Origin of the sequence: Streptomyces changchenzhani (assembly GCF_039766235.1) — a bacterium.
Taxonomy (GTDB): Bacteria; Actinomycetota; Actinomycetes; order Streptomycetales; family Streptomycetaceae; genus Streptomyces.
Genome location: NZ_JBDHNH010000008.1, coordinates 31,946 through 52,170, shown reverse-complemented (window position 1 = coordinate 52,170; position 20,225 = coordinate 31,946). Strand labels below are relative to the sequence as shown.

Genomic DNA, 20,225 nt, shown 5'->3' with positions numbered 1-20,225 from the left:
CTATCGGGTCTCGCCGCAGGCAGCTTCGTCCTCGTCCCGCGGCGCCCGGTAGGCCGAGTCCAGCCGGTACGTCCCGCCCTTCGGCACCGTCAGCCGCGTCCACTCGCCGTCCTGCCGCAAGCACGCCCCCCTGGCGCGCAGCCACGGCGAGTGGGCGACCCGCACCGTCACCGACCCGGCCGCGGGCATCCGTACGACCAGGTCGGCGTCACTGCCCCGCACGACCGTGCCCGGCCGTGACACCAGCGGTGTCGCGTCCTTGACCCGGTAGACCGTCCAGCCGTCGTCCCGCCACACCTGCTCCAGCCACTCGGGCCCGCTCCGGACGAGCGCGGCCTCGGCCTCGGCGGGCCCGTCCGGCCTCCCGTGGTGCAGCACGACGAAGCCGACGGCCCAGCGGTCCAGCCACTGCCGGTACGTCGACGGGGTCAGGGATCCGTCGTAGAAGAGCCGCCCGCGCTCGACGTCGAGCTGCCGGTTCCAGCCACGGGCCAGGTTCACGTGCGGGGCGAGGGCGGTGGCCTCGCGGTGGTTGCGGGCGGGGACGACTTCGACGCGGGTACGGTCGGCGCCGAGCCGCGCCAGCTCCCGTACGACACCGTCGGTACCGGCGGCCCAGGCGGGCACGGTGTTGGAGACGCCGAGGTCCTCGGCGGTCTTGCCCACCAGCCAGTTGGCGGAGAACACCAGGGCGACGACCAGCACCACGCGCCCCACCCGGGCGCGGCGCGTGGCTCCGTGGCCTTCGGCGAGGGCGGCGGCGAGCAGCAGGGGCAGCGAAGTCAGCCCGAACAGCCGCTCCACATTGGTGCCGATGGGCGAGGAGATCAGGAAGGTCAGGACGACCCCGATGGCATACACCCCGGCGCCCCACCGCACGGTCCGCCAGCAGCGGCCGGGCGGGGTGGCGAACAGCAGGGCGGCGCAGACGAACAGCGGCATCCACAGCCGGCCGGATGCCATGGGCTGCTCGCCCTCGAAGGGGAAAAGAAGCGTGGTGACACCGACCACGACGAAGAACGGCACAACAAGGGCGGCCCCCTTCCTCCACTCCCGCCCCAGCAGATACGCGGCCCCGACCACCACGAGGAAGAGCCCGGCGACGGGGCTGGCCATCGTGGCGAGCGCCCCCGCCACGACGGCGACGACGGTGCGGTGCGCGTACAGACAGGCGATCAGCCCGATGGCGACGCCGAGGGCGAAGGTCGTACGCCCGGAGGCGACGTTGCACCACAGGGTGAGCGACGCGAGGAGGGCGGGCCACACGGCGTACCGCACCCCGCTCCGCACGAACAGCAGGGCCAGCAGCCAGGTCCCGGCGAGCCCGGCGGCGACGGACACGGCCCGCACGCCGAAGGCGGCCATCAAATGGGGTGCGATCAGGCTGTAGTTGGCGGTGTGGGTGCCCCCGTACCAGGAGAAGTTGTACGCGGAGTCCGGGTGCCGCGCGGTGAACCCCGACCAGGCGACCTGCGCGGCGAGATCCCCACCGCCGGTGGCGAGCACGGCGGCCCACAGGACGTACAACGGCAGGACGACGGCGACAGCGACGAGCGGCACATACTGCCGCCGCCACCAGGGCACGACGACCCGGCCGCCGGGCTCGCTCTTCTCGCCTCGGCGTATGCCTCTGCTGCCTCCGCTGCCTCTGCGTATGCCTCTGCGTATGCCTCTGCGTATGCGTAGATTTCCGCTGATCGCCGCCACGGCGCAACTCTAAGCGGGCGGGGTGACAGGGCCGGGCCCCGCTCGGCTCACGGTGAGCTGCTCGATGGGCGGCCAGGCGCCGAACGGCTCCTCCTCGTACGAGTAGATCTCCAGGTACGGGTACGAGAGCACCCCGCCGGTCACGAACTCTCGGCTTGTGGCCGAGATCAAAGTGCATCAGTGAGCGCTCACTGATGCACTAACCGGCCTGAAGGGAAAGGGCCTAACGGGTATCCGTCTGAAGGGCAAGAGGTCCTGATCACCCGTTCGGATCAGGACCCGCATGGCCGCGGTGCGAAATCAGGTACGAGACCTAGTGTTTCCCGTGTGAATCGAAGCCAGTCAAGTCCGGTGACCAGGCGCGCCTCCCTCGTGGCGGTTGGCGTCTCGCTCGGCCTCTGTGCCGCCATCTACGCCGGCAGCCGGGGCCTGGCCACGTTCGACTCCGCGCTGATCCCGTACACCGTCGCGACGATCTTCCTCGCCTTCGGGGTGACGTACCGCTACGTCGTCTGGATCTCCGCCCCCGCCTCCCGGCGGCTGTTCAAGCGCGGCTGGGGCAGCTTCTTCTCCCTTGCGAACTTCCGTAAGGCCCCCACCGCCCTGCCGAAGATGATCGTGACCTACCTGGGCATGCAGAAGTTCCTGGGCGCTCGCTCGCACGCCCGCTGGGCTGCTCACCAACTGATGTTCTGGGGCTGCCTGCTGGCTGTCGCGATCACCTTCCCGCTCGTTTGGGGCTGGTTCACCTTCACCTCCTCCACCGGCGCGGGCCCCGGTTACGAGATGCGGGTCTTCGGCTTCAAAGTGCTGGGCTACGACTCGTCATCGATCACCGGCTGGCTGATGTTCCACGGCCTGGACATCGCCGCCGTCCTCGTCATCCCCGGCGCCGGCTACTTCCTGTGGCGGCGGATGCGGGACCGCCAGGCGATGACCGGACAGCGTTTCGCCTACGACTTCGTGCCGCTGATCTCCCTGCTCGTCATCGCGGTCACCGGACTGCTGCTGACCTTCTCCAGCATCTTCCTGCACGGCGGGGGCTACGAGTTCCTGGCGATTCTCCACATGGTCTCGGTCGTCTTCACCCTCATCTACATCCCGTTCGGGAAGTTCTTCCACATCGTGCAGCGCCCGGCCGCGGTCGGTATGCAGCTGTTCAAGTACACCGCCCGGAAGGACGAGGAGATCCTCGCCTGCCGCCGCTGCGAGGAACCGATCGACACCGCCCCGTACGTGGAGAACCTCCGCGACACCATGCGGGACCTGCGGCTCGACTTCGACGAGTGGGCCGAATACTGCCCACGCTGCAAACGGGTGCTGCGCGGTGGCGCCTATCTCGACCATGTGAAGCGGGGCTTCAAGTGACCATCCCGATCGATCCGTCCATCGCCCCGCCCGGCACCCGGAACTTCCGGGACGCCGGTGGCATCCCCGCCGACCGGTGGGCGGCGGACCAGAACGGCGAGACACTCGTCCCCACCCACTGCTGCTTCTGCGGTGTGCAGTGCGGCATGTACCTGCGGCGGGACAAGGGCGGCAAGGTCTTCGGCGTCGAGCCGCGCAATCACGACATCAACCGGATGAGGCTGTGCCCCAAGGGCCTCAACGCCTACCAGCAGATCAACCATCCGGACCGGCTCACCGCGCCGCTCATGCGGCGCAGCCGCGACGAGGAGTTCCAGGAGGTGAGCTGGGACGAGGCGCTGGACTTCACCGTCGCCGAGATCCGCCGCATCCAGCAGGAGTCCGGACGGGACGCCTTCGGTGTCCTCGGCGGGGCCAGTCTCTTCACCGAGAAGGCCTATCTGGTCGGCAAGTTCGCCCGGGTCGCGGTCAAGACCAAGCACCTTGACTACAACGGCCGGCTGTGCATGGTGAGCGCGGCCGGCGCGAACAAGCTGGCCTTCAACATCGACCGGGCCGGCAACCCCTTCTCCGACATTCTGCTCAGCGACTGCCTGCTGATCGCCGGGTCGAACGTCGGAGAGTGCTTCCCCGTCCTGACCCAGTACCTCTGGGGGGCCAGGGACCGGGGGGCGAGCCTTATCGTCATCGACCCCCGGGAAACGCCGGTCGCCCGTACTGCCGACATCCATGTCGCGCTGAAGCCCGGCACCGACTCCGCCTTCTTCAACGCCGTCCTGCACGTCGTCGTACGGGACGGCCTCACCGACGAGGCGTTCCTGGCCGCGAACACCACTGGCTGGGACGAGGTGAAGGAGACCGTCGCGGCGTATCCGCCGGAGCGGGCCGCCGAGATCTGCGGCATCCCTGCCGCCCAGGTCGAGCAGGTCGCGAGGGTCTTCGGCCGGGCCAAGAACGCCATGGCCTGGCACGCCCGGGGCATCGAACACCATACCCAGGGCGTCGAGAACTGCCTGTCCGTCATCAACCTGTGCACCGCGACCGGCAACATCGGCCGGCCCGGCGCCGGTTACGGCACGCTCACCGGGCAGGGCAACGGACAGGGCGGCCGTGAACACGGCCAGAAGTCCGACATGCTGCCCGGCGGGAGGTCCATCTCCAACCCCGACCACCGCCGGGAGGTCGCCGCGATCTGGGGTATCGAGGAGTCAGAACTGCCCGGGGCCGGCACCTCGATGATGGAAATGGTCTGGCAGATGCAGCGCGGCGAGATCCGCGGCCTGATCGGCATCTGCAACAACCCGTTTGTCTCCCTGCCGAACCTGCACACCGTCAAATCCGGGTACGACGCGCTGGAGTTCCACGCCCAGTTCGACTTCTTCCTCTCCGAGACCGCGAACAACGCGCACGTCGTCTTCCCCGTCACCACCTGGGCCGAGGACGAGGGCGTGATGGCGAACGCCGAGGCCAGGGTCGTCAAGCACAACAAGGCCCAGGAACCGCCGGACGGCGTACGCACCGACACCTGGGTGATGTGCGAACTGGCGCGCCGGCTCGGCGAAGGCGACAAATTCGACTTCCCCGGCTCCCGCGAGGTCTTCGAAGAGCTGCGGACGGCCTCGGCCGGCACGGTGAACGACTACTACGGCATCACCTACGAACGGCTGGAGGAGACCGGCGGGATCTCCTGGCCCTGCCCGACCACCGACCACCCGGGCACACCGCGGATCCTGGAGGGCGGCCGGTCGTACCACCCCGACGGGAAGATCCACCTGCAGGTCGTCGAGTGGCACCCGCCGGCCGATCCTTACGACGACGAATTCCCCATGTCACTCACCACCGGCCGTACGGTGGCGCACTTCTTGTCCGGCAACCAGACCCGGCGGCTCGGCGGACTGGTCGAGCAGACACCGCGGCCGTGGGTGGAGATCCACCCCAGCCACGGCTACCGCAACGGCGATCCGGTGCGGGTGGTCACCCGGCGCGGGGAGACGGTGCTGCCCGCGCTGGTCACCGAGATCATCCGGCCGGACACGGTCTTCGTCCCCTACCACTGGCCGTATCCGGTGGCGGCGAACGTGCTGACCAACGACGCGCTCGACCCCCGCTCGAAAATCCCCGAGTACAAGGTCTGCGCCTGCCGCATCGAGCGGGCGACGGCGGCCGACGAGGTGCCCGCGCCCCCGATGCCGCCCGGCCGCGAGTCGTACCCCGAGGCGCAGATGTCCCTGAACGACCCCCTGCCACCGACCGCTCCACAGGGTCGCGGAACTTCGGAGAGGAGCTGATGCCGTCGTGATGGGACGGACGATCTTCATTGACCCCGGCCGGTGTATCGGCTGCCAGGCATGTGTCTCGGCCTGCCGGGAGTGCGACTCGCACCGGGGCAAGTCGATGATCCACCTGGATTATCCGGAAGAGGGACAGACCGTCGCCTCGCTGCCCACCGTCTGTATGCACTGCTCGGACCCGGTCGCCCCGTGCGCCGAGGTCTGCCCGGCGGAGGCGATCCTCATCTCCCCGGACGGGGTGGTGCACGAGGCCGACCCGACCCGCTGCATCGGCTGCTCGAACTGCGTCAACGCCTGCCCCTTCGGCGTACCGAAGATCGATCTGCAGGCGAAACTCCAACTCAAGTGCAACCTCTGCTACGACCGCACGTCCTACGGCCTGGCCCCGATGTGCGCCACCGTCTGCCCGACCGGCGCGCTGTTCTACGGAACGCTGGAGGAGCTGCAGGCCGAGCGGCCGGGGGTCCAGGTCGCCGACTCCTTCACCTTCGGCGACGTGATGGTCACCACCGGCGTGGCGATGGTCGTCCCGGCCGACAAGGTCAAGTGGCCGGTGCCGGGCGGACTGCCGGTGGTCGAGATCAACGGGGTGGACGTCCGATGAGTACGACGGATCAGCATCAGCCGGCCGAACCGGATCAGGAGGCGCTGCGGGACCAGGAAGCGATGCGCGACCGGATCAGCTCGGACTCGCTCACTACCCGGCGCGACTATCTGCGGATCGTGGCTACCGTGTCCGGCGGCCTTGCGGTCGGAGGAGTGGCAGTCGCCGCCGGAGTGCTGCACCGGCACGGAGACGGAGCGGCCGAGCCGAAGCGGATCGCCGACCGGATCCCGGCGGGGCAGTCCGTCGCCTTCCGCTACCCCGGCGAGGAGGACCGCGCCGTCGCGATCCGGATGGCCGACGGCACACTCGTCGGCTACTCCGCGATCTGCACCCACCTGGCCTGCGCGGTGCTCTGGCGCTCCGGCCGGGGCACCGAGGGCGAGTTGCACTGCCCCTGCCACGAGGGGGTCTTCGACGCCCGCACCGGTGAGGTCACCGCCGGGCCGCCGCCCCGCGGCCTGCCCAAAGTGGTCCTCGTCGAGCGGACCGACGGCAGCGTATGGGCGATCGGTACCGCCCGCTCGGGCGAGAGCGCCGAGGAGGGCCTGTGCCGGCAGCTGAGCGGGAGGGACAGTGGACCGGCCGGCCGGCTCAGCTGTCCCGGGGCCGCGTCTCCGGGCCCGGCAAAAGCGGAACGGGGTGAGCGGACATGACCGCAGTCCCCCCGAACCCAGCCCCGAACCCATCCCCGAACCCACCGCCGTACCACCCGGGCAGTGATCAGCCGCGACTCAACCGCCCGGTGCGCGAACGCTATCCACAGATCCGCGCCACCAGCGGCTACGGAGACTCGCGCGTCGACCGCACCGGCCCCGGCCCGGGCGCGGGCACCGAGCAGGACCCCGAGCGGTCCGCCCGGCTCAGCGCCCGGCTCGTCATCGCCATGACCGTCGTCATCGGACAGCTCTGGGCGCTGACAGTCGGCGTCAACGAATGGATGCAGGGACACACCGACACGGCCTGGTGGTGCGCCGGACTTCTCGGACTGTCTTTCCTGGTGGTCCTCGGCCTGTGGTACTCCGACCCGAAGGACAGATAGCGCATGACCACGACGACCACCATTGCCGTGAAGCCCCCGACCCGTAGCGCGGCGTACCTCAACCTCGGTATCGCCACTGTCGGGATGCTCGTCAGCTTCTGGGCGTGGGGTCTGATCAGCCCCCTCGGCCCCACCTACAAGGACGAACTGGGCCTGAGCTCCTTCCAGCAGTCGTTCCTGGTGGCGGTGCCGGTCCTGGTCGGCTCACTGGGGCGGATCCCGGTGGGCGCGCTCACCGACAAGCTGGGCGCCCGGGTCATGCTGCCGATGCTCAGCTTCCTGACGGTGCTTCCGGTCCTCGCGCTGAGCATCTTCCACAGCTACGGGCTGCTGCTCCTGGCCGGTTTCTTCCTCGGTATCGGCGGCACCTACTTCGCCTCCGGGGTGCCGTACGTCAACGCCTGGTTCCCGCCGGAGCGGCGGGGAACGGCGATCGGCATCTTCGGGCTCGGCACCGGCGGCACCGCGATCGCCGCATTCTTCACCTCACGGCTCATCGACTGGACGGGCGACCGCGATTTCCAGTTCTACCTGGTGGCCGGGGTGCTCGCGGCCTTCGGTGTGATCGCCGCACTGCTGGTCAGGAACGCCCCTGACCGGAAGGTTCCTGACGAACTGTTCGGCAGCCGCTTCCGCGAGGCTCTCAAGCAGCGCTTCACCCTGCCGCTGGCCCTGCTCTACTCGGTGTCGTTCGGCGGCTTTGTGGCCTTCGGTGTCTATCTGCCCACGTATCTCAAGGAGGTCTACGACCTCTCGCAGGACAGCGCCTCGACCCGGGCGGCCGGCTTCACGGTCGTCGCGGTGCTCTGCCGGGTGATCGGCGGCTACCTGTCCGACCGGGTGGGACCCGCGAAGGTCCTCACAGTGACCTACGCGCTGCTCGGGCTGATGGCGGTCTCGCAGGCGTTCACCCCCGCGCTGATGCCCTGGGCGACGGTGACCTTCCTGGTGATGGCAGGCATGGTCGGTGCGGGCAGCGGTGCGGTCTTCGCTCTGGTGGCCATCGTCACACCGAAGGAGAAGGTGGGCACGGTCACCGGCTTGGTCGGAGCCGCCGGCGGCCTCGGCGGCTTCGTCCCGCCGCTGGTCATGGGCGCCGTCTACAGCAGTACCGGGTCGTACGCGATCGGGCTGATGCTGCTGTCCGACGTGGCGTTCGCCGCGCTGGTCTACACGGCGGTGAAGCTGCTCGGCCGGGACCGGGCGGCACCTGACCGTCCCGGCGCCTGACCGTCCCGGTGATGATCACGAGGTTGTCGTCCGCGCTCCCGAGATTTCACGGCCGGCGCAACGCCACACCCACCCAGGCGCCCGCAACGCTCCTACTCTGGACAGGTGACCAGCCACGTACCGAACGAAGCCCGCGTCGTCGTCCCCCTGCGCCCGGCCACAGCCGCCCAGGAACAGGCCCCGGCACCCAAGGAACCCCTCTGGCGGGACGTCGTAGGCAGCGCCCTGCGCCGCGAGCGCCGCGCGCAGGGGCGCACGCTCAAGGACGTGGCCGACGAGGCCCGCATCTCGATGCCCTACCTCTCCGAGCTCGAACGCGGCCACAAGGAGGCGTCGTCGGAGATCCTCGCAGCCGCCGCCCGCGCGCTCGGCCTGAGCCTGGCGGACCTACTGGACCTGGGCCAGGCCGAGCTGATCCACCTCGACTGCGTGACGGTGGCCAGGCCCGCCACCCGCCTCACGAGCACCCGCCACCGCACCGGCTCCGGGTCGCGGCCGAGCTCGCACTACGGCGAGGTGCGCATGGCCGCGTGACCACGGTGATCGCGCCCGCGACCTTCAACACGATCAATCAGTGGGCGCTGGGGATCACGGACAAGTTCGTCGTCGGCTTCGCGGCCGAGGCCGTCGGCAAGGGCATTCCGCTGGTCACCATGCCCTGTGTCAACGCCGCGTACGTCCAGCACACTCAGTTCGCCAGAAGTGTCGAGACGCTGCGGGACATGGGCGTCCAGGTGCTCTACGGAGAGGCTGGCTTCGTGCCGAACGAGCCGGGCCAGGGCAACCCGGACGCCTACCCCTGGCACCTGGCCCTCAGCGCGGCCGGGTCAGTCTTCGACGGGCGCGATCCCGGTCGGGCATGACCGGCCCCAGTTCGTCTCCGACGGGCTGTCCAGCTTGACGCCCGTCCCGCCGATCCCGCAGTAACCCGCCGGGTTCTTGTCGAGGTACTGCTGGTGATACGGCTCCGCAGGCCAAAATGCGCGGCCCTCCGCCGGGAGGATCTCCGTCGTGATCGTCCCGTGCCGCGCGCCCGTCAGTACCTTCTGGTACGCCTCCCGCGACGCCTCCACGGCCGCCGCCTGGGCGGGGGAGTGGGTGTGGATCGCCGAGCGGTACTGGGTGCCCACGTCGTTGCCCTGGCGGAAGCCCTGGGTCGGGTTGTGGGACTCCCAGAAGACCTTCAGGAGCTGCTCGTACGAGACGGCCGCCGGGTCGAACACGACACGCACCGCCTCCGTGTGCCCGGTCACGCCCGCGCAGACCTCCTCGTACGCCGGGTTCTCGGTGTAGCCGCCCTGGTAGCCGACGAGGGTCGTCCAGACGCCCGGCGTCTCCCAGAACTTGCGCTCGGCGCCCCAGAAACAGCCCATGGCGAAGTCGGCGACCTCGAAGCCTTCCGGGTACGGGCCGACCAGCGGGTTCCCCAGGACGGTGTGGCGGGAGGGGACCTGGAATTCCGGGGTGGAGCGGCCCTTCAGGGCCTGCTCGGGGGTGGGGAGCTGGGGGGTACGGCCGAACATCATGCGGTCTCCTCCTGGGTCGGTCTACGCCTGTACGTCAACGTGTGGAGGGGGCCGGTGATTCCAGCCCGCTTCCGTCCTGGCGTTGGTTGGTGCGTCGCCTTGCCCGTTCGGGTGGGTCCGGGGCATTTCCGGTGGCGCAGCGCGACCTCCGCCGGTCCATCGGATCCGGGGGTCCACGCTGCACAACCTCAAAGAGCTCCGACCGGCGCATGCTTGCCGAGGGGATGGGGGTCAGCAAGGGCCGCGTCTCCCAGATCGAAAGCGGCCAGGTGTCCGGTACCGATGTCGTGGCCCGGTACGTCGCAGCGCTCGGCGGGAATCTGGTGATGGTCGCCATCTTCGACGACGGTGAGTTGCGCAAGGTCGGCTGACCCGGGAGGTGGAAGGGTCCCCCCGGGTCCACCTCATCCCCGCAGCGTCGCCGGGCTGCCGCCGTTCGCCTCGTAGCCCGCCACCGCCAGTGCGCGGTACACCGCGTACTCGGCCGCCGGGTCCGGGTCGTGCGTCCAGGGCAGGGCGCCGACGTGGCCGTCCACGTGCTGGATCTCGTTCATCGCCTCCGACCAGCGCTCCGAGCGGACCAGGAAGAGGATCAGCAGGTGTCGTACGTGCGCGAGCATCGGGTCGTCCCGGCGGGCCGCGTGCACCGCGAACAGTGCGCCCTCCATGGCCTTCGTCACGACCGCGCTTCGGTAGAAGCCCTGCACCAGATTGACCTCGGGCAGGTGCTCGTACACTGCGAAGAGCGGCAGCGCCGCGAGCAGGGAGCCGTGCGGGGCGCGGGCCGCCGCCGTCGTGGCGAAGGTGTCGGCCGAGGCGCGCGAGCCGTGCCACTTCTCGCTGCGGTAGCTCAGCGCCGCCAGATGCGCGCCCATATGCGCGGGCGCACGGTCCATCACTTTCGCCCACAGCAGGTCGAACTCCGGCTCGGTGTAACCCAGTCCGCGTGCGACGGCCAGTTCGACGATGTACGGGATCGGGTCGCCCGGCGCCAGCAGCGCCGCCTCGCCGCACACCGTACGGGCCTCCTCCAGGATGATCCGGAAGTCGTCCGTGCCGGGCGTCGACGTGCGCCACGCCTGCTGGACCAGGAACTCCGCGTGCACCGCCGCGCCGCCCGCGTCCTTCGACGCCTCGGCCCGCCACGTCCGCAGCCAGCGCCCGCCCTCGCCGGGGCGCTGCACCAGCTCCAGCGACGCGGCGCCCGCGAAGGCCTGGACGCGCTGCCAGCGCGTCTCGCTCTCCTTCGCCGTCCCGGCGAGGAGCTGCGCGGCGGCCTGCCAGCCCTGCGTGGACTGCACCACGTCCAGTACGTCCTCCAGGTCCTGGTCGGGACCTGGCATCCGGATGTCCAGCTCCTCCTGGCGTACGAAGTCGTAGTGGGCCGGGTCGGCGGCGTCGGGTGAGCCGGGCGCGACCAGTCGGATGCCGCCTCGCCTGCGCAGCGCGATCGGACCGATGATCGCCGCCAGCATGCACATGGCGATCAAGAACCAGAGAATCTCCATACCCCCATTGTCCCTGGACCGCGACGGCTCCGGCACGGGGACGAACTACCCTCGGGTCCCATGACCGACCAGCACAGCTTTGAGACCCTCGCCATCCACGCGGGCAACACCGCGGACCCGCTCACGGGCGCGGTCGTCCCGCCGATCTATCAGGTGTCCACGTACAAGCAGGACGGTGTGGGCGGCCTGCGCGGAGGCTACGAGTACAGCCGCAGCGCCAACCCGACCCGCACCGCCCTGGAAGAGAACCTCGCGGCGCTGGAGGGCGGCCAGCGCGGGCTCGCCTTCGCTTCGGGGCTCGCGGCGGAGGACTGCCTGCTGCGTACGCTCCTCGCCCCCGGTGACCATGTGGTCATCCCCAATGACGCGTACGGCGGTACGTTCCGGCTCTTCGCCAAGGTGGTGTCGCGCTGGGGCGTCGAGTTCTCCGTCGCGGACACCTCGGACCCGGCGGCGGTACGGGCCGCCGTCACCCCGCGTACCAAGGTGATCTGGGTCGAGACCCCGTCGAACCCGCTCCTCGGCATCACCGACATCGCCGCCGTCGCGGACATCGCCCGCACGGCCGGTGCGCGTCTCGTCGTCGACAACACCTTCGCCAGCCCCTACCTCCAGCAGCCCCTCGCCCTCGGCGCGGACATCGTCGTGCACTCCACGACCAAGTACATGGGCGGCCACTCCGACGTCGTCGGCGGCGCACTGATCGCCAACGACCCCGAGCTGGCAGAGGAGTTGGCGTACCACCAGAACGCGATGGGCGCGATCGCCGGGCCGTTCGACGCCTGGCTCGTACTGCGCGGCATCAAGACCCTCGCGGTCCGCATGGACCGGCACAGCGAGAACGCGACGCGCGTCGTGGACATGCTGACCAGCCACCCGAAGGTGACGCAGGTCCTCTACCCGGGCCTGCCCGAGCACCCGGGCCACGAGATCGCAGCCAAGCAGATGAAGGCCTTCGGCGGCATGGTGTCCTTCCGGATCAAGGGCGGCGAGGAGGCCGCGGTCGAGGTCTGCAACCGCGCGAAGCTCTTCACCCTCGGTGAGTCCCTGGGCGGCGTCGAGTCGCTGATCGAGCACCCGGGCCGCATGACGCACGCGTCGGTGGCCGGCTCGGCGCTGGAGGTGCCCGCAGACCTGGTGCGGCTCTCGGTGGGCATCGAGTCGGGCGACGACCTGCTGGCCGACCTGAAGCAGGCGCTGGGCTAGAGGGGGCTGGAGGACCGACCGGACATCCCGGGACCCGGGACATCCCCGGACCCGGGCAGTGCGGTGCCCGGCCGGGAGCTTTCCCGGCCGGGCTCGGCTCAGGCGCTGACCTTTTCGTCCTCCAGGAAGGCCCGGATCTGCTGGCGCATTTCCGGGCTGTCCTGGTGCTGGTGGACGGAGACCGCGTGCTCGCCGGCGGCCCGTACGACTTCCTCTTCCTCACCGGAGATGGTGAGGGTGCAGTTCATCTCGCTGGGGAATTTTCGGCAGTCGGCGACTTTCCTGGTCATGATGACCTCCTCGGCTCGTTCGGCACGGCCACTCTCCAGCATAGATCCGGGCGAAACGGATCTAAAGGCCACAGAGGCCGAAAGGGCCTACCAGCCCTCCAAGGGCGGCGCAGTGTCCGACGGTGGTGTCACCCACGGCTGCTCCACCGACACCCACACCGCGAACGCCACGATCACCGCCATCAGCAGCACCCACATGACCCGGCGCGCCACCACATTGCGCCGCAGCAGCCGCTCCCCGCGCTCCGCGGCCCGCGCGCCCAGGTCGGCGGGGACCGGCGGGTGCGCGCCGTCCAGCATCCGCCGCACCTCGTTCTCCTTGCGGTCCGCCCGGCTCATGGCGTCGCCACCCGGGGGCGCGCGGCGGTGGGTCCCGGCGGCTTGCTGCACATTGTGGCGATCGCGCGCAAGCAGATCGCGTGCACCCGCTCCACCGGCAGCCCGATCTGCGCCGCCGTCTGCTCCTCGGCGACGCCCTCGTAGAGGCGCAGCACCAGGACCAGCCGTTCCCTGGGGGACAGCCGCTCAAGCACGCCTCCACTGCCGGCCCGCCGGGCGGCCCACGGGAGCACCCGGCCCCGCAGGGCGCCCCAGTGGTGATAGAGCCACGCACCGCGCGCGAAGCGGGCCGCGAGCTCCTGGCGGGTGTGGTCGTACGGGTCCTCGCCGCGCAGCCGCTCCCATTCCGCGTACGTACGGGAGAGGGCGGCCGTGAGCAGTCGCCTGGCGCGGACGTTGTGCTCGGGCACCTCGCCGGTGAGCAGCGTGGCGGCATGCAGCAGACGCCCCGCCGCGCCCGCGACGTATGCCTCGAACTCCCGGGCCCGGCGGCGCTGCTGGACTGCAGGCCGGTCTCGCACGGTGCCTCCCGTCGCCCCGTGCCCTCATATCAGGCCAGGGACGGGGCCCGGGTCAAGAGGTCGGCGGCACCTCGGTGTCCGCGTCCGGGTTCCCGGAGTCCGCCGACGCAGCGCTCTGCCGGGCGGAAAGCGCTGAATTGAAGCGCGTCAGGAGCGCGCAGAAGGAGTCGCGCTCCTCCTCGCTCCACCCGTCGGTCACCCGGGCCATCAGCTCGCGGCGCGAGGACCGTACCTCGTCGAGTCTGGCCTGGCCGCGCGGCGACAGCTGGAGCACGACCGCACGGCCGTCCTCCGGGTGCGACGTGCGCTTGACCAGTCCCGTGTCGACGAGCGGCGCGACCTGCCTGGTCACGGTCGAGGAGTCGATCCCCATGCCCGCGGCGAGCGCCTTGACGCCCATCGGGCCTTCCAGGTCGAGCCGGTTCAGCAGCAGGTAGGCGGCGCGGTCCATCGAGTTGCGGACCTGGCCGACGCCACCGAGCCGGGTCTGCTCGGCGCGACGGGCGAAGACGGCGACCTGGTGCTGGAGGGCATCGAGGAGGCCGGTGTCCGGATCAGTCGTCATGTCCTGGGAAGTGGGCATGGCTGGGGGCTCTCTTCGTGCGGCGGTCGGTTTAGGTGGGGGACAGAGTACGCGGACGGGGGCGGACGCGTACCGGCGCTGCGCAAACCGATACCAGGGCCTGGACCGGGACGGCCGTGAGAGCCATGAGCTGCAATGCTTGCTTTCATGAGCTTCCGTACGTCCGACCCCTTGCGCACCGTCATCCTCGACGACATCAGGGGCGCGCAGAAGATGCTCTCCGGTGTCGCCAGAACGACCGCGATGGAGGGCAGCAGGCACCTGTCGCAGCTGGTCGGCTCCCCGGTCCACCTCAAGTGCGAGAACCTCCAGCGCACCGGCTCCTTCAAGCTGCGCGGCGCGTACGTACGGATCGCCGGTCTTTCCCCGGAGGAGCGCGCGGCCGGCGTCGTCGCCGCCAGCGCGGGCAACCACGCGCAGGGCGTCGCCCTCGCCTCCTCCCTCCTCGGGGTGCGCTCCACGGTCTTCATGCCGGTCGGGGCGCCGCTGCCGAAGGTCGCCGCGACCCGCGAGTACGGCGCGGAGGTGCGGATGCACGGCCAGGTGGTCGACGAGACGCTGGCCGCCGCCCAGGACTACGCGGAGAAGACGGGCGCGGTCTTCATCCACCCCTTCGACCATCCCGACATCATCGCGGGCCAGGGCACGGTGGGGCTGGAGATCCTCGAACAGTGCCCCGAGGTACGGACGATCGTCGTCGGCGTGGGCGGCGGCGGGCTCGCCGCGGGCATCGCGGTCGCGGTCAAGCTGCTGCGCCCCGATGTGCGGATCATCGGCGTACAGGCCCAGGGCGCGGCCTGCTACCCGCCGTCGCTGGCTGCCGGACGGCCGGTGTCGGTCGACGCGCTCCAGACGATGGCGGACGGCATCAAGGTGGGGCGGCCGGGCGACGTACCGTTCGCGATCATCAGGGAACTGCTCGACGACGTCGTCACGGTGTCCGAGGACGCGCTGTCGAGCGCGCTGCTGCTCTGCCTGGAGCGCGCCAAAATGGTCGTCGAACCGGCCGGGGCGAGCCCGGTCGCGGCCCTGCTGAGCCGCCCCGAGGCTTTCGAGGGCCCGGTGGTCGCGGTGCTTTCGGGCGGCAATGTCGACCCGCTGCTGATGCAGCGCATCCTGACCCACGGCATGGCCGCGGCGGGCCGCTACCTGTCGCTGCGGCTGCGCCTGACCGACCGGCCGGGGGCGCTGGCGACGCTGCTGGGGTCGTTGTCAGTGGTGGATGCGAATGTATTGGATGTGAGTCACGTACGGACCGATCCGCGCCTGGGGCTCACGGAGGCGGAGGTGGAGCTGCACCTAGAGACCAAGGGTCCGGAGCACTGCACGGAGGTCAGGTCGGCGTTGCGCGAAGCGGGATACACGGTCATGTCCTGAGGTCGTGTCCCGAGGCAGGCCCCGCGCCGGATTCCCAGGCTCCGCCGGACCCTTTCCGTGACGCGCCGTATCGCGTCATGGGGGTGCCCTTCGCTGTTGTTTCACGCGGTTTCACCGCGCAGGAGCTCGCGCGCAAACCTAAAATTCGCGTAGAGCGACCGGTGACCTGACCGATGACCTGACCGGTGACCCGATCGATGACACGATCTATCACTCGACCGACGACTCGACCGATGACCGGGAATCACCGCGTCGTTACGGGAACCACCGCGTCGTCCCGGGAAACAGCGACGCAGGACACCCGAGACCTTGGGGGGACCCTTCATGCCAGGTGCCATCTACGCCGAAGGCCTGGTGAAGACCTTCGGCGACGTAAAGGCCCTCGACGGCGTTGATCTCGACGTTCCGGAAGGCACGGTCCTGGGGCTGCTCGGCCCCAATGGCGCCGGCAAGACCACCGCCGTGCGCGTCCTGACGACGCTGCTCCAGCCCGACAGCGGCAAGGCGGTCGTGGCCGGCATCGACGTCCTCAAGAACCCCAACGAGGTACGCCGTTCGATCGGACTTTCGGGCCAGTTCGCCGCGGTCGACGAATACCTCACGGGCCGCGAGAACCTTCAGATGGTCGCCAGGCTCTACCAGATCTCCGCGAAGGAAGCGAAGGTCCGGGCCAATGAGCTGCTGGAGCGCTTCCACCTCGGCGACGCCGCCGACCGCATGGCCAAGACGTACTCCGGCGGCATGCGCCGCCGTCTGGACCTCGCGGCCGCGCTGGTCGTCAGCCCGCCGGTGATGTTCATGGACGAGCCGACCACCGGCCTCGACCCGCGCAACCGGCAGCAGCTGTGGGAAGTCATCCAGGAACTGGTCGCGGGCGGTACGACGCTGCTGCTCACCACCCAGTACCTCGAAGAGGCCGATCACCTGGCGCACAACATCTGCGTCATCGACCACGGCCGGGTCATCGCCCGCGGCACCTCCGACCAGCTCAAGGCCCAGACCGGCGGCGAGCGCATCGAGCTCGTCGTGCACGAGCGCGAGCACCTCGCCACCGCCGACGAGGTGCTGCGCGCCTTCGGCAAGGGCGCGGGCAAGATCGAGCAGCACACCCGCAAGCTCACCGTGCCGGTCTTGGGCGGCGCCAAGCTGCTCGCCGAGGTCATCCGCGAGCTGGACGCCCGCGGTGTGGAGATCGACGACATCGGGCTGCGCAGGCCGACCCTCGACGACGTCTTCATCTCGCTGACCGGCCACGCGGCCGAGGTCGTGGAAGACGAGACGGCAGAGACGGCAGAGACGGAGGTCACCAAGTGAGCGCCGGAACGAACATCGTGGCCAAGATCAGGGCCCCGCAGCCGCGCGGCGGCCTCGTCCAGTCGGTCACCGACTCGCTCGTCATCGCCAAGCGCAATCTGATTCGGATGATGCGCATCCCCGAGATGGTTATCTTCGGGCTGATACAGCCCATCATGTTCGTGGTGCTGTTCACGTACGTCTTCGGCGGCTCGATCCAGGTCGGCGGCACCACCAGCCCCGCGGCCTACCGTGAGTTCCTGATGGCGGGCATCTTCGCGCAGACCGTCACCTTCGCCACCGCCGGTGCGGGCGCGGGCATCGCCGACGACATGCACAAGGGCCTCATCGACCGGTTCAGGTCGCTGCCCATGGCGCGCGGCGCGGTCCTCACCGGCCGCACGCTCGCCGACCTGGTGCAGACCGCGCTCACGCTGGTCGTCCTTGCGATCGTCGCGCTGATCATCGGCTGGCGCACCCACGAGAACATCGGCAAGGTGCTGGCCGGGTTCGCCCTGCTGCTCCTGCTGGGGTACGCGTTCTCCTGGATCGGCGCCCTGATCGGCCTCTCGGTCCGTACGCCGGAGGCGGCCACCTCGGGCGGCCTGATCTGGCTCTTCCCGCTGACGTTCATCTCGAACGCCTTCGTCGACGCCAACCAGATGCCGACGTTCCTGCGGCACATCGCCGAGTGGAATCCGTTCAGCGCCACCGTGCAGGCCTGCCGTGAGTTGTTCGGCAACCTGCCACCGGGCTTCAAGGCGGCCGAGGCCTGGCCGATGCAGCATCCCATCTGGGCCTCGCTGCTCTGGTCGATCCTCATCATCGTGGTCTTCAGGACGCTGGCGGTGCGCAAATACCGCAACGCGACCGTCTGACCTTCCGTACGCGGTCTTACGGACCCGTACTCAGCCGTACGCACGACAAAGCCCCCAGCCGATACCAAACCGGCCGGGGGCTTCGTCGGTGCACTGCCTGCCGGCGGCTCAGCCCTTGTACGGCGTGGCTTCGAGGATCTTCACCGAGGCCTTCTTGCCGTTCGGCATCTCGTACTCCGCGGCGTCGCCGACCTTCTTGCCCGTCACCCCGGTGCCCAGCGGGGACTGCGGCGAGTAGGTCTCGACCTTGGAGCTCGCGTACTCGCGCGACGCGAGCAGGAACGTCATCGTGTCGTCCTCGTCACCGTCGAAGGCGATCTTGACGACCATGCCGGGCGCCACCACACCACCGGCCGCGGGGGCCTCGCCGACCTTGGCGCTCTCCAGGAGCTGGGTCAGCTGGCGCACCCGAAGCTCCTGCTTGCCCTGCTCCTCCTTGGCGGCGTGGTAGCCGCCGTTCTCCTTCAGGTCACCTTCTTCACGGGCCGCCGAGATCTTTGCCACGACCTCGGTACGCGCGGGACCCGACAGGTGGGCCAGCTCGGCCCGGAGCTGGTCGTAAGCCTCCTGGGTCAGCCAGATGACGCTCTCGCTGGTCTGGGTCACAGGTGCTCCTCGTAGGTACTGGGAATACAAAGCAACGCCCTACCCAGAAGGATGTGCCTCCACGGGCGGGCGAAACCACGAGCCTAACAATTCTGTCGGACAAGGGGGAGGAGAATCCCCGTCAGAGGACCATCAACGCAGGTCAGCCCGTAGAACCGGAATCGGCTGTGCAGCCTGTCAGCTCCGTGCTGGTCGCCCTGGACTTCGTACGCACCGAGTAGATCTCGTCGATGCGGTCGGTGGACTTCTGGCTGATCCTGACGTCCTTGCGGCCCACCTCGTCGCCGCTCTCCGCGATGGAGCGCAGCGTGCAGGTGCCGGTGGCGTCGGCGTCCTTGCGCACTTCGAGGTGCACCTTGACCTCGGTGTCCGAGATCGTGTCGAACTTGATGACCTCGGCGCTGATCTTCTGGCCGGCGATGTAGTCGTAACCGAACCAGCCGATCATCGCGAGGAACAGCGCGCCGAGCACCGCGCCCGCGATCTTGAGCTTGCGGTCCGCGCGCTGATCCGCGGAGCGGCCGTAGCGGCTCTCGGGGAGGTCCTCGCGTACCGCAGTCATGATCTTTCCTCCTGTGCAGGGGACACCTCGGGGGCACCTGAGGACCCCCGGAATTTTCCGCCCCCCGATTCGGTCACTATAGAAGCCGCTTATTGCGTCCAATAACTGAGGATCGAGTCTTGACTGAGCAGCTGAGGCTGATGGCCGTGCACGCCCACCCCGACGACGAGTCGAGCAAGGGCGCGGCCACCATGGCCAAGTATGTGTCCGAGGGGGTGGACGTGCTGGTCGTGACCTGTACGGGAGGCGAGCGCGGCTCCATCCTCAATCCGAAGCTCCAGGGCGACAAATATGTCGAGGAGCACATCCACGAAGTACGCAAGCAGGAGATGGACGAGGCCCGCCAGATCCTGGGTGTGCAGCAGGAGTGGCTCGGTTTCGTCGACTCCGGTCTCCCCGAGGGCGACCCGCTCCCGCCGTTGCCGCCGGGCTGCTTCGCGCTGGAGGACGTGGAGGAGGCCGCGGGCCGGCTGGTGAAGTCGATCCGCGAGTTTCGTCCGCAGGTCATTACGACGTACGACGAGAACGGCGGGTACCCGCACCCCGACCACATCATGACCCACACGATTTCGATGGTGGCCTTCGAGGCCGCGGGTGACGCCTCGAAGTACCCCGAGGCGGGCGAGCCCTGGCAGCCGCAGAAGCTCTACTACAACCAGGGCTTCAACCGGCCGCGCACCGTCGCGCTGCACGAGGCGCTGCTCGCGCGCGGCATGGACTCGCCGTACGGCGAGTGGCTGGAGCGCTGGAAGGAGTTCGTACGCGACGAGCGGACGCTCACCACGTTCGTCCCGTGCGACGAATTCTTCGAGATCCGCGACAAGGCGCTGATCGCGCACGCCACCCAGATCGACCCCGACGGCGGCTGGTTCAACGTCCCGATGGATCTTCAGCGGGAGGTCTGGCCGACCGAGGAGTACGAGCTGGCGAAGTCGCACGTCGATACATCCATCCCCGAGAGCGACCTCTTCGCGGGCATCCGCGACAATGCCTGATGTGAACGTTTCTCAGGCAATGACGCAGCTCGTTCCGCTCGCCGCCGACAGCTTCGACAAGAACAAGGTGACACCCGGTGTGCTCGGGTTCCTCGTGTTCGCGGCGCTGGCTGTCGGTGTGTGGATGCTGATGAAGTCGATGAACCGGCACATGGGCAGGGTCGACTTCACGGAGGCCCCGGACCCGGCGGCGGTGGACGCGGACAAGTCCGCGCACGCCGACGCCGGGGCGCAGTCGCCCTCGGCGGCGCCCCGGGGCGGCTCCAAGGGCTGACGGGCGGCGGTACGTCGCACCGGCT

24 protein-coding genes and 1 pseudogene are annotated in these 20,225 nt (G+C 69.4%); 15 read left to right on the top strand and 10 right to left on the bottom strand.

What is annotated here, in order from left to right:
- Both ABCR94_RS24210 and ABCR94_RS24205 read right to left on the bottom strand, forming a co-directional pair.
- Positions 1 to 1,560, bottom strand: coding sequence for a hypothetical protein (locus ABCR94_RS24210; RefSeq protein WP_347122492.1), 1,560 nt, complete (start codon positions 1,558 to 1,560; stop codon positions 1 to 3).
- A gap of 156 nt (positions 1,561 to 1,716) precedes the next feature.
- Entirely contained in the window at positions 1,717 to 1,878 is a 162-nt protein-coding gene (locus tag ABCR94_RS24205; protein ID WP_347122125.1) for a hypothetical protein, read from the bottom strand.
- Between the two features lie 180 nt (positions 1,879 to 2,058).
- Here ABCR94_RS24205 and ABCR94_RS24200 point away from each other — a divergent pair, with 180 nt between their 5' ends.
- From ABCR94_RS24200 to ABCR94_RS24165, 8 genes and pseudogenes are all read left to right on the top strand, one after another.
- On the top strand, positions 2,059 to 3,075 hold the full coding sequence (locus ABCR94_RS24200; RefSeq protein WP_521977682.1) for an MFS transporter: 1,017 nt from the start codon (positions 2,059 to 2,061) through the stop codon (positions 3,073 to 3,075).
- 2 nt (positions 3,076 to 3,077) lie between these two features.
- Complete coding sequence (locus ABCR94_RS24195) at positions 3,078 to 5,363, top strand: molybdopterin oxidoreductase family protein (protein WP_347122491.1); 2,286 nt, start codon at positions 3,078 to 3,080, stop codon at positions 5,361 to 5,363.
- 7 nt (positions 5,364 to 5,370) lie between these two features.
- On the top strand, positions 5,371 to 5,970 hold the full coding sequence (locus ABCR94_RS24190; protein ID WP_347122121.1) for a 4Fe-4S dicluster domain-containing protein: 600 nt from the start codon (positions 5,371 to 5,373) through the stop codon (positions 5,968 to 5,970).
- Positions 5,967 to 6,626 carry a Rieske (2Fe-2S) protein gene (locus tag ABCR94_RS24185; RefSeq protein ID WP_347122120.1) on the top strand — a complete coding sequence of 220 codons (660 nt, stop codon included), beginning with the start codon at positions 5,967 to 5,969 and terminating at the stop codon, positions 6,624 to 6,626. The genes ABCR94_RS24190 and ABCR94_RS24185 overlap by 4 nt, the downstream gene beginning before the upstream one ends.
- The gene (locus ABCR94_RS24180) at positions 6,623 to 7,012 is read left to right on the top strand and encodes a hypothetical protein (RefSeq protein ID WP_347122118.1); all 390 of its coding nucleotides are present in this window, start codon (positions 6,623 to 6,625) and stop codon (positions 7,010 to 7,012) included. The genes ABCR94_RS24185 and ABCR94_RS24180 overlap by 4 nt, the downstream gene beginning before the upstream one ends.
- A 3-nt stretch (positions 7,013 to 7,015) precedes the next feature.
- Positions 7,016 to 8,242, top strand: coding sequence for an MFS transporter (locus ABCR94_RS24175; RefSeq protein WP_347122117.1), 1,227 nt, complete (start codon positions 7,016 to 7,018; stop codon positions 8,240 to 8,242).
- Positions 8,243 to 8,347: 105 nt separating this feature from the next.
- Positions 8,348 to 8,776 (top strand): helix-turn-helix domain-containing protein, encoded by a 429-nt coding sequence (locus tag ABCR94_RS24170; RefSeq protein WP_347122115.1) that lies wholly within the window; start codon positions 8,348 to 8,350, stop codon positions 8,774 to 8,776.
- Between the two features lie 5 nt (positions 8,777 to 8,781).
- Positions 8,782 to 9,105 (top strand): annotated as a pseudogene (locus ABCR94_RS24165) (flavoprotein); the annotation flags it as partial.
- Here the strand turns inward: ABCR94_RS24165 and msrA are convergent.
- Positions 9,070 to 9,768 carry a peptide-methionine (S)-S-oxide reductase MsrA gene (gene msrA, locus ABCR94_RS24160; protein ID WP_521977678.1) on the bottom strand — a complete coding sequence of 233 codons (699 nt, stop codon included), beginning with the start codon at positions 9,766 to 9,768 and terminating at the stop codon, positions 9,070 to 9,072. The pseudogene ABCR94_RS24165 and the gene msrA overlap by 36 nt on opposite strands.
- A gap of 209 nt (positions 9,769 to 9,977) precedes the next feature.
- Here msrA and relB point away from each other — a divergent pair, with 209 nt between their 5' ends.
- Positions 9,978 to 10,139, top strand: coding sequence for a type II toxin-antitoxin system RelB family anti-toxin (gene relB / locus ABCR94_RS24155; RefSeq protein WP_347122114.1), 162 nt, complete (start codon positions 9,978 to 9,980; stop codon positions 10,137 to 10,139).
- 33 nt (positions 10,140 to 10,172) lie between these two features.
- Here the strand turns inward: relB and ABCR94_RS24150 are convergent, their stop codons facing one another.
- Complete coding sequence (locus ABCR94_RS24150) at positions 10,173 to 11,276, bottom strand: hypothetical protein (RefSeq protein ID WP_347122113.1); 1,104 nt, start codon at positions 11,274 to 11,276, stop codon at positions 10,173 to 10,175.
- A gap of 60 nt (positions 11,277 to 11,336) precedes the next feature.
- On the opposite strand from ABCR94_RS24150, the gene ABCR94_RS24145 reads away from it, so the two are divergent.
- The gene (locus ABCR94_RS24145; protein ID WP_347122111.1) at positions 11,337 to 12,482 is read left to right on the top strand and encodes a cystathionine gamma-synthase; all 1,146 of its coding nucleotides are present in this window, start codon (positions 11,337 to 11,339) and stop codon (positions 12,480 to 12,482) included.
- A gap of 98 nt (positions 12,483 to 12,580) precedes the next feature.
- Here the strand turns inward: ABCR94_RS24145 and ABCR94_RS24140 are convergent, their stop codons facing one another.
- The 4 genes from ABCR94_RS24140 to ABCR94_RS24125 all read right to left on the bottom strand — a co-directional run bounded on the left by ABCR94_RS24140 (position 12,581) and on the right by ABCR94_RS24125 (position 14,215).
- Positions 12,581 to 12,772, bottom strand: coding sequence for a DUF1059 domain-containing protein (locus tag ABCR94_RS24140; RefSeq protein ID WP_347122110.1), 192 nt, complete (start codon positions 12,770 to 12,772; stop codon positions 12,581 to 12,583).
- An 87-nt stretch (positions 12,773 to 12,859) separates the two neighbouring features.
- The gene (locus tag ABCR94_RS24135) at positions 12,860 to 13,111 is read right to left on the bottom strand and encodes a hypothetical protein (protein ID WP_347122109.1); all 252 of its coding nucleotides are present in this window, start codon (positions 13,109 to 13,111) and stop codon (positions 12,860 to 12,862) included.
- Entirely contained in the window at positions 13,108 to 13,632 is a 525-nt protein-coding gene (locus ABCR94_RS24130) for a sigma factor-like helix-turn-helix DNA-binding protein (protein ID WP_347122108.1), read from the bottom strand. The genes ABCR94_RS24135 and ABCR94_RS24130 overlap by 4 nt, the downstream gene beginning before the upstream one ends.
- 52 nt (positions 13,633 to 13,684) lie before the next feature.
- On the bottom strand, positions 13,685 to 14,215 hold the full coding sequence (locus ABCR94_RS24125; RefSeq protein ID WP_347122106.1) for a MarR family winged helix-turn-helix transcriptional regulator: 531 nt from the start codon (positions 14,213 to 14,215) through the stop codon (positions 13,685 to 13,687).
- A 147-nt stretch (positions 14,216 to 14,362) separates the two neighbouring features.
- On the opposite strand from ABCR94_RS24125, the gene ilvA reads away from it, so the two are divergent.
- From ilvA to ABCR94_RS24110, 3 genes are all read left to right on the top strand, one after another.
- Positions 14,363 to 15,592 (top strand): threonine ammonia-lyase, encoded by a 1,230-nt coding sequence (gene ilvA / locus ABCR94_RS24120; protein ID WP_347122104.1) that lies wholly within the window; start codon positions 14,363 to 14,365, stop codon positions 15,590 to 15,592.
- Positions 15,593 to 15,916: 324 nt separating this feature from the next.
- On the top strand, positions 15,917 to 16,906 hold the full coding sequence (locus ABCR94_RS24115) for an efflux ABC transporter ATPase subunit, DrrA-related (RefSeq protein WP_347122102.1): 990 nt from the start codon (positions 15,917 to 15,919) through the stop codon (positions 16,904 to 16,906).
- A 14-nt stretch (positions 16,907 to 16,920) separates the two neighbouring features.
- The gene (locus tag ABCR94_RS24110; RefSeq protein ID WP_347122489.1) at positions 16,921 to 17,763 is read left to right on the top strand and encodes an ABC transporter permease; all 843 of its coding nucleotides are present in this window, start codon (positions 16,921 to 16,923) and stop codon (positions 17,761 to 17,763) included.
- Between the two features lie 108 nt (positions 17,764 to 17,871).
- Here the strand turns inward: ABCR94_RS24110 and greA are convergent, their stop codons facing one another.
- Together greA and ABCR94_RS24100 are read right to left on the bottom strand one after the other, a co-directional pair.
- A complete protein-coding gene (greA, locus tag ABCR94_RS24105) occupies positions 17,872 to 18,369 on the bottom strand; it encodes a transcription elongation factor GreA (RefSeq protein ID WP_347122100.1) in 498 nt (165 codons plus the stop codon).
- Positions 18,370 to 18,511: 142 nt separating this feature from the next.
- Positions 18,512 to 18,931 (bottom strand): DUF4307 domain-containing protein, encoded by a 420-nt coding sequence (locus tag ABCR94_RS24100; protein ID WP_347122098.1) that lies wholly within the window; start codon positions 18,929 to 18,931, stop codon positions 18,512 to 18,514.
- 119 nt (positions 18,932 to 19,050) lie between these two features.
- Here ABCR94_RS24100 and mca point away from each other — a divergent pair, with 119 nt between their 5' ends.
- Positions 19,051 to 19,926, top strand: coding sequence for a mycothiol conjugate amidase Mca (gene mca, locus ABCR94_RS24095; RefSeq protein WP_347122096.1), 876 nt, complete (start codon positions 19,051 to 19,053; stop codon positions 19,924 to 19,926).
- On the top strand, positions 19,919 to 20,200 hold the full coding sequence (locus tag ABCR94_RS24090; RefSeq protein ID WP_347122094.1) for a hypothetical protein: 282 nt from the start codon (positions 19,919 to 19,921) through the stop codon (positions 20,198 to 20,200). The genes mca and ABCR94_RS24090 overlap by 8 nt, the downstream gene beginning before the upstream one ends.
- Positions 20,201 to 20,225 lie beyond the last annotated feature (25 nt).

Bases quoted from the DNA above. Each gene is read 5' to 3' on its own strand.
- ABCR94_RS24185 (WP_347122120.1), top strand. From the start codon at position 5,967: ATGAGTACGACGGATCAGCATCAGCCGGCCGAACCGGATCAGGAGGCG.
- ABCR94_RS24180 (WP_347122118.1), top strand. From the start codon at position 6,623: ATGACCGCAGTCCCCCCGAACCCAGCCCCGAACCCATCCCCGAACCCA.
- ABCR94_RS24175 (WP_347122117.1), top strand. From the start codon at position 7,016: ATGACCACGACGACCACCATTGCCGTGAAGCCCCCGACCCGTAGCGCG.
- msrA (WP_521977678.1), bottom strand. From the start codon at position 9,768: ATGATGTTCGGCCGTACCCCCCAGCTCCCCACCCCCGAGCAGGCCCTG.
- relB (WP_347122114.1), top strand. From the start codon at position 9,978: ATGCTTGCCGAGGGGATGGGGGTCAGCAAGGGCCGCGTCTCCCAGATC.
- ABCR94_RS24150 (WP_347122113.1), bottom strand. From the start codon at position 11,276: ATGGAGATTCTCTGGTTCTTGATCGCCATGTGCATGCTGGCGGCGATC.
- ABCR94_RS24145 (WP_347122111.1), top strand. From the start codon at position 11,337: ATGACCGACCAGCACAGCTTTGAGACCCTCGCCATCCACGCGGGCAAC.
- ABCR94_RS24140 (WP_347122110.1), bottom strand. From the start codon at position 12,772: ATGACCAGGAAAGTCGCCGACTGCCGAAAATTCCCCAGCGAGATGAAC.
- ABCR94_RS24135 (WP_347122109.1), bottom strand. From the start codon at position 13,111: ATGAGCCGGGCGGACCGCAAGGAGAACGAGGTGCGGCGGATGCTGGAC.
- ABCR94_RS24125 (WP_347122106.1), bottom strand. From the start codon at position 14,215: ATGCCCACTTCCCAGGACATGACGACTGATCCGGACACCGGCCTCCTC.
- ilvA (WP_347122104.1), top strand. From the start codon at position 14,363: ATGAGCTTCCGTACGTCCGACCCCTTGCGCACCGTCATCCTCGACGAC.
- ABCR94_RS24115 (WP_347122102.1), top strand. From the start codon at position 15,917: ATGCCAGGTGCCATCTACGCCGAAGGCCTGGTGAAGACCTTCGGCGAC.
- ABCR94_RS24100 (WP_347122098.1), bottom strand. From the start codon at position 18,931: ATGACTGCGGTACGCGAGGACCTCCCCGAGAGCCGCTACGGCCGCTCC.
- ABCR94_RS24090 (WP_347122094.1), top strand. From the start codon at position 19,919: ATGCCTGATGTGAACGTTTCTCAGGCAATGACGCAGCTCGTTCCGCTC.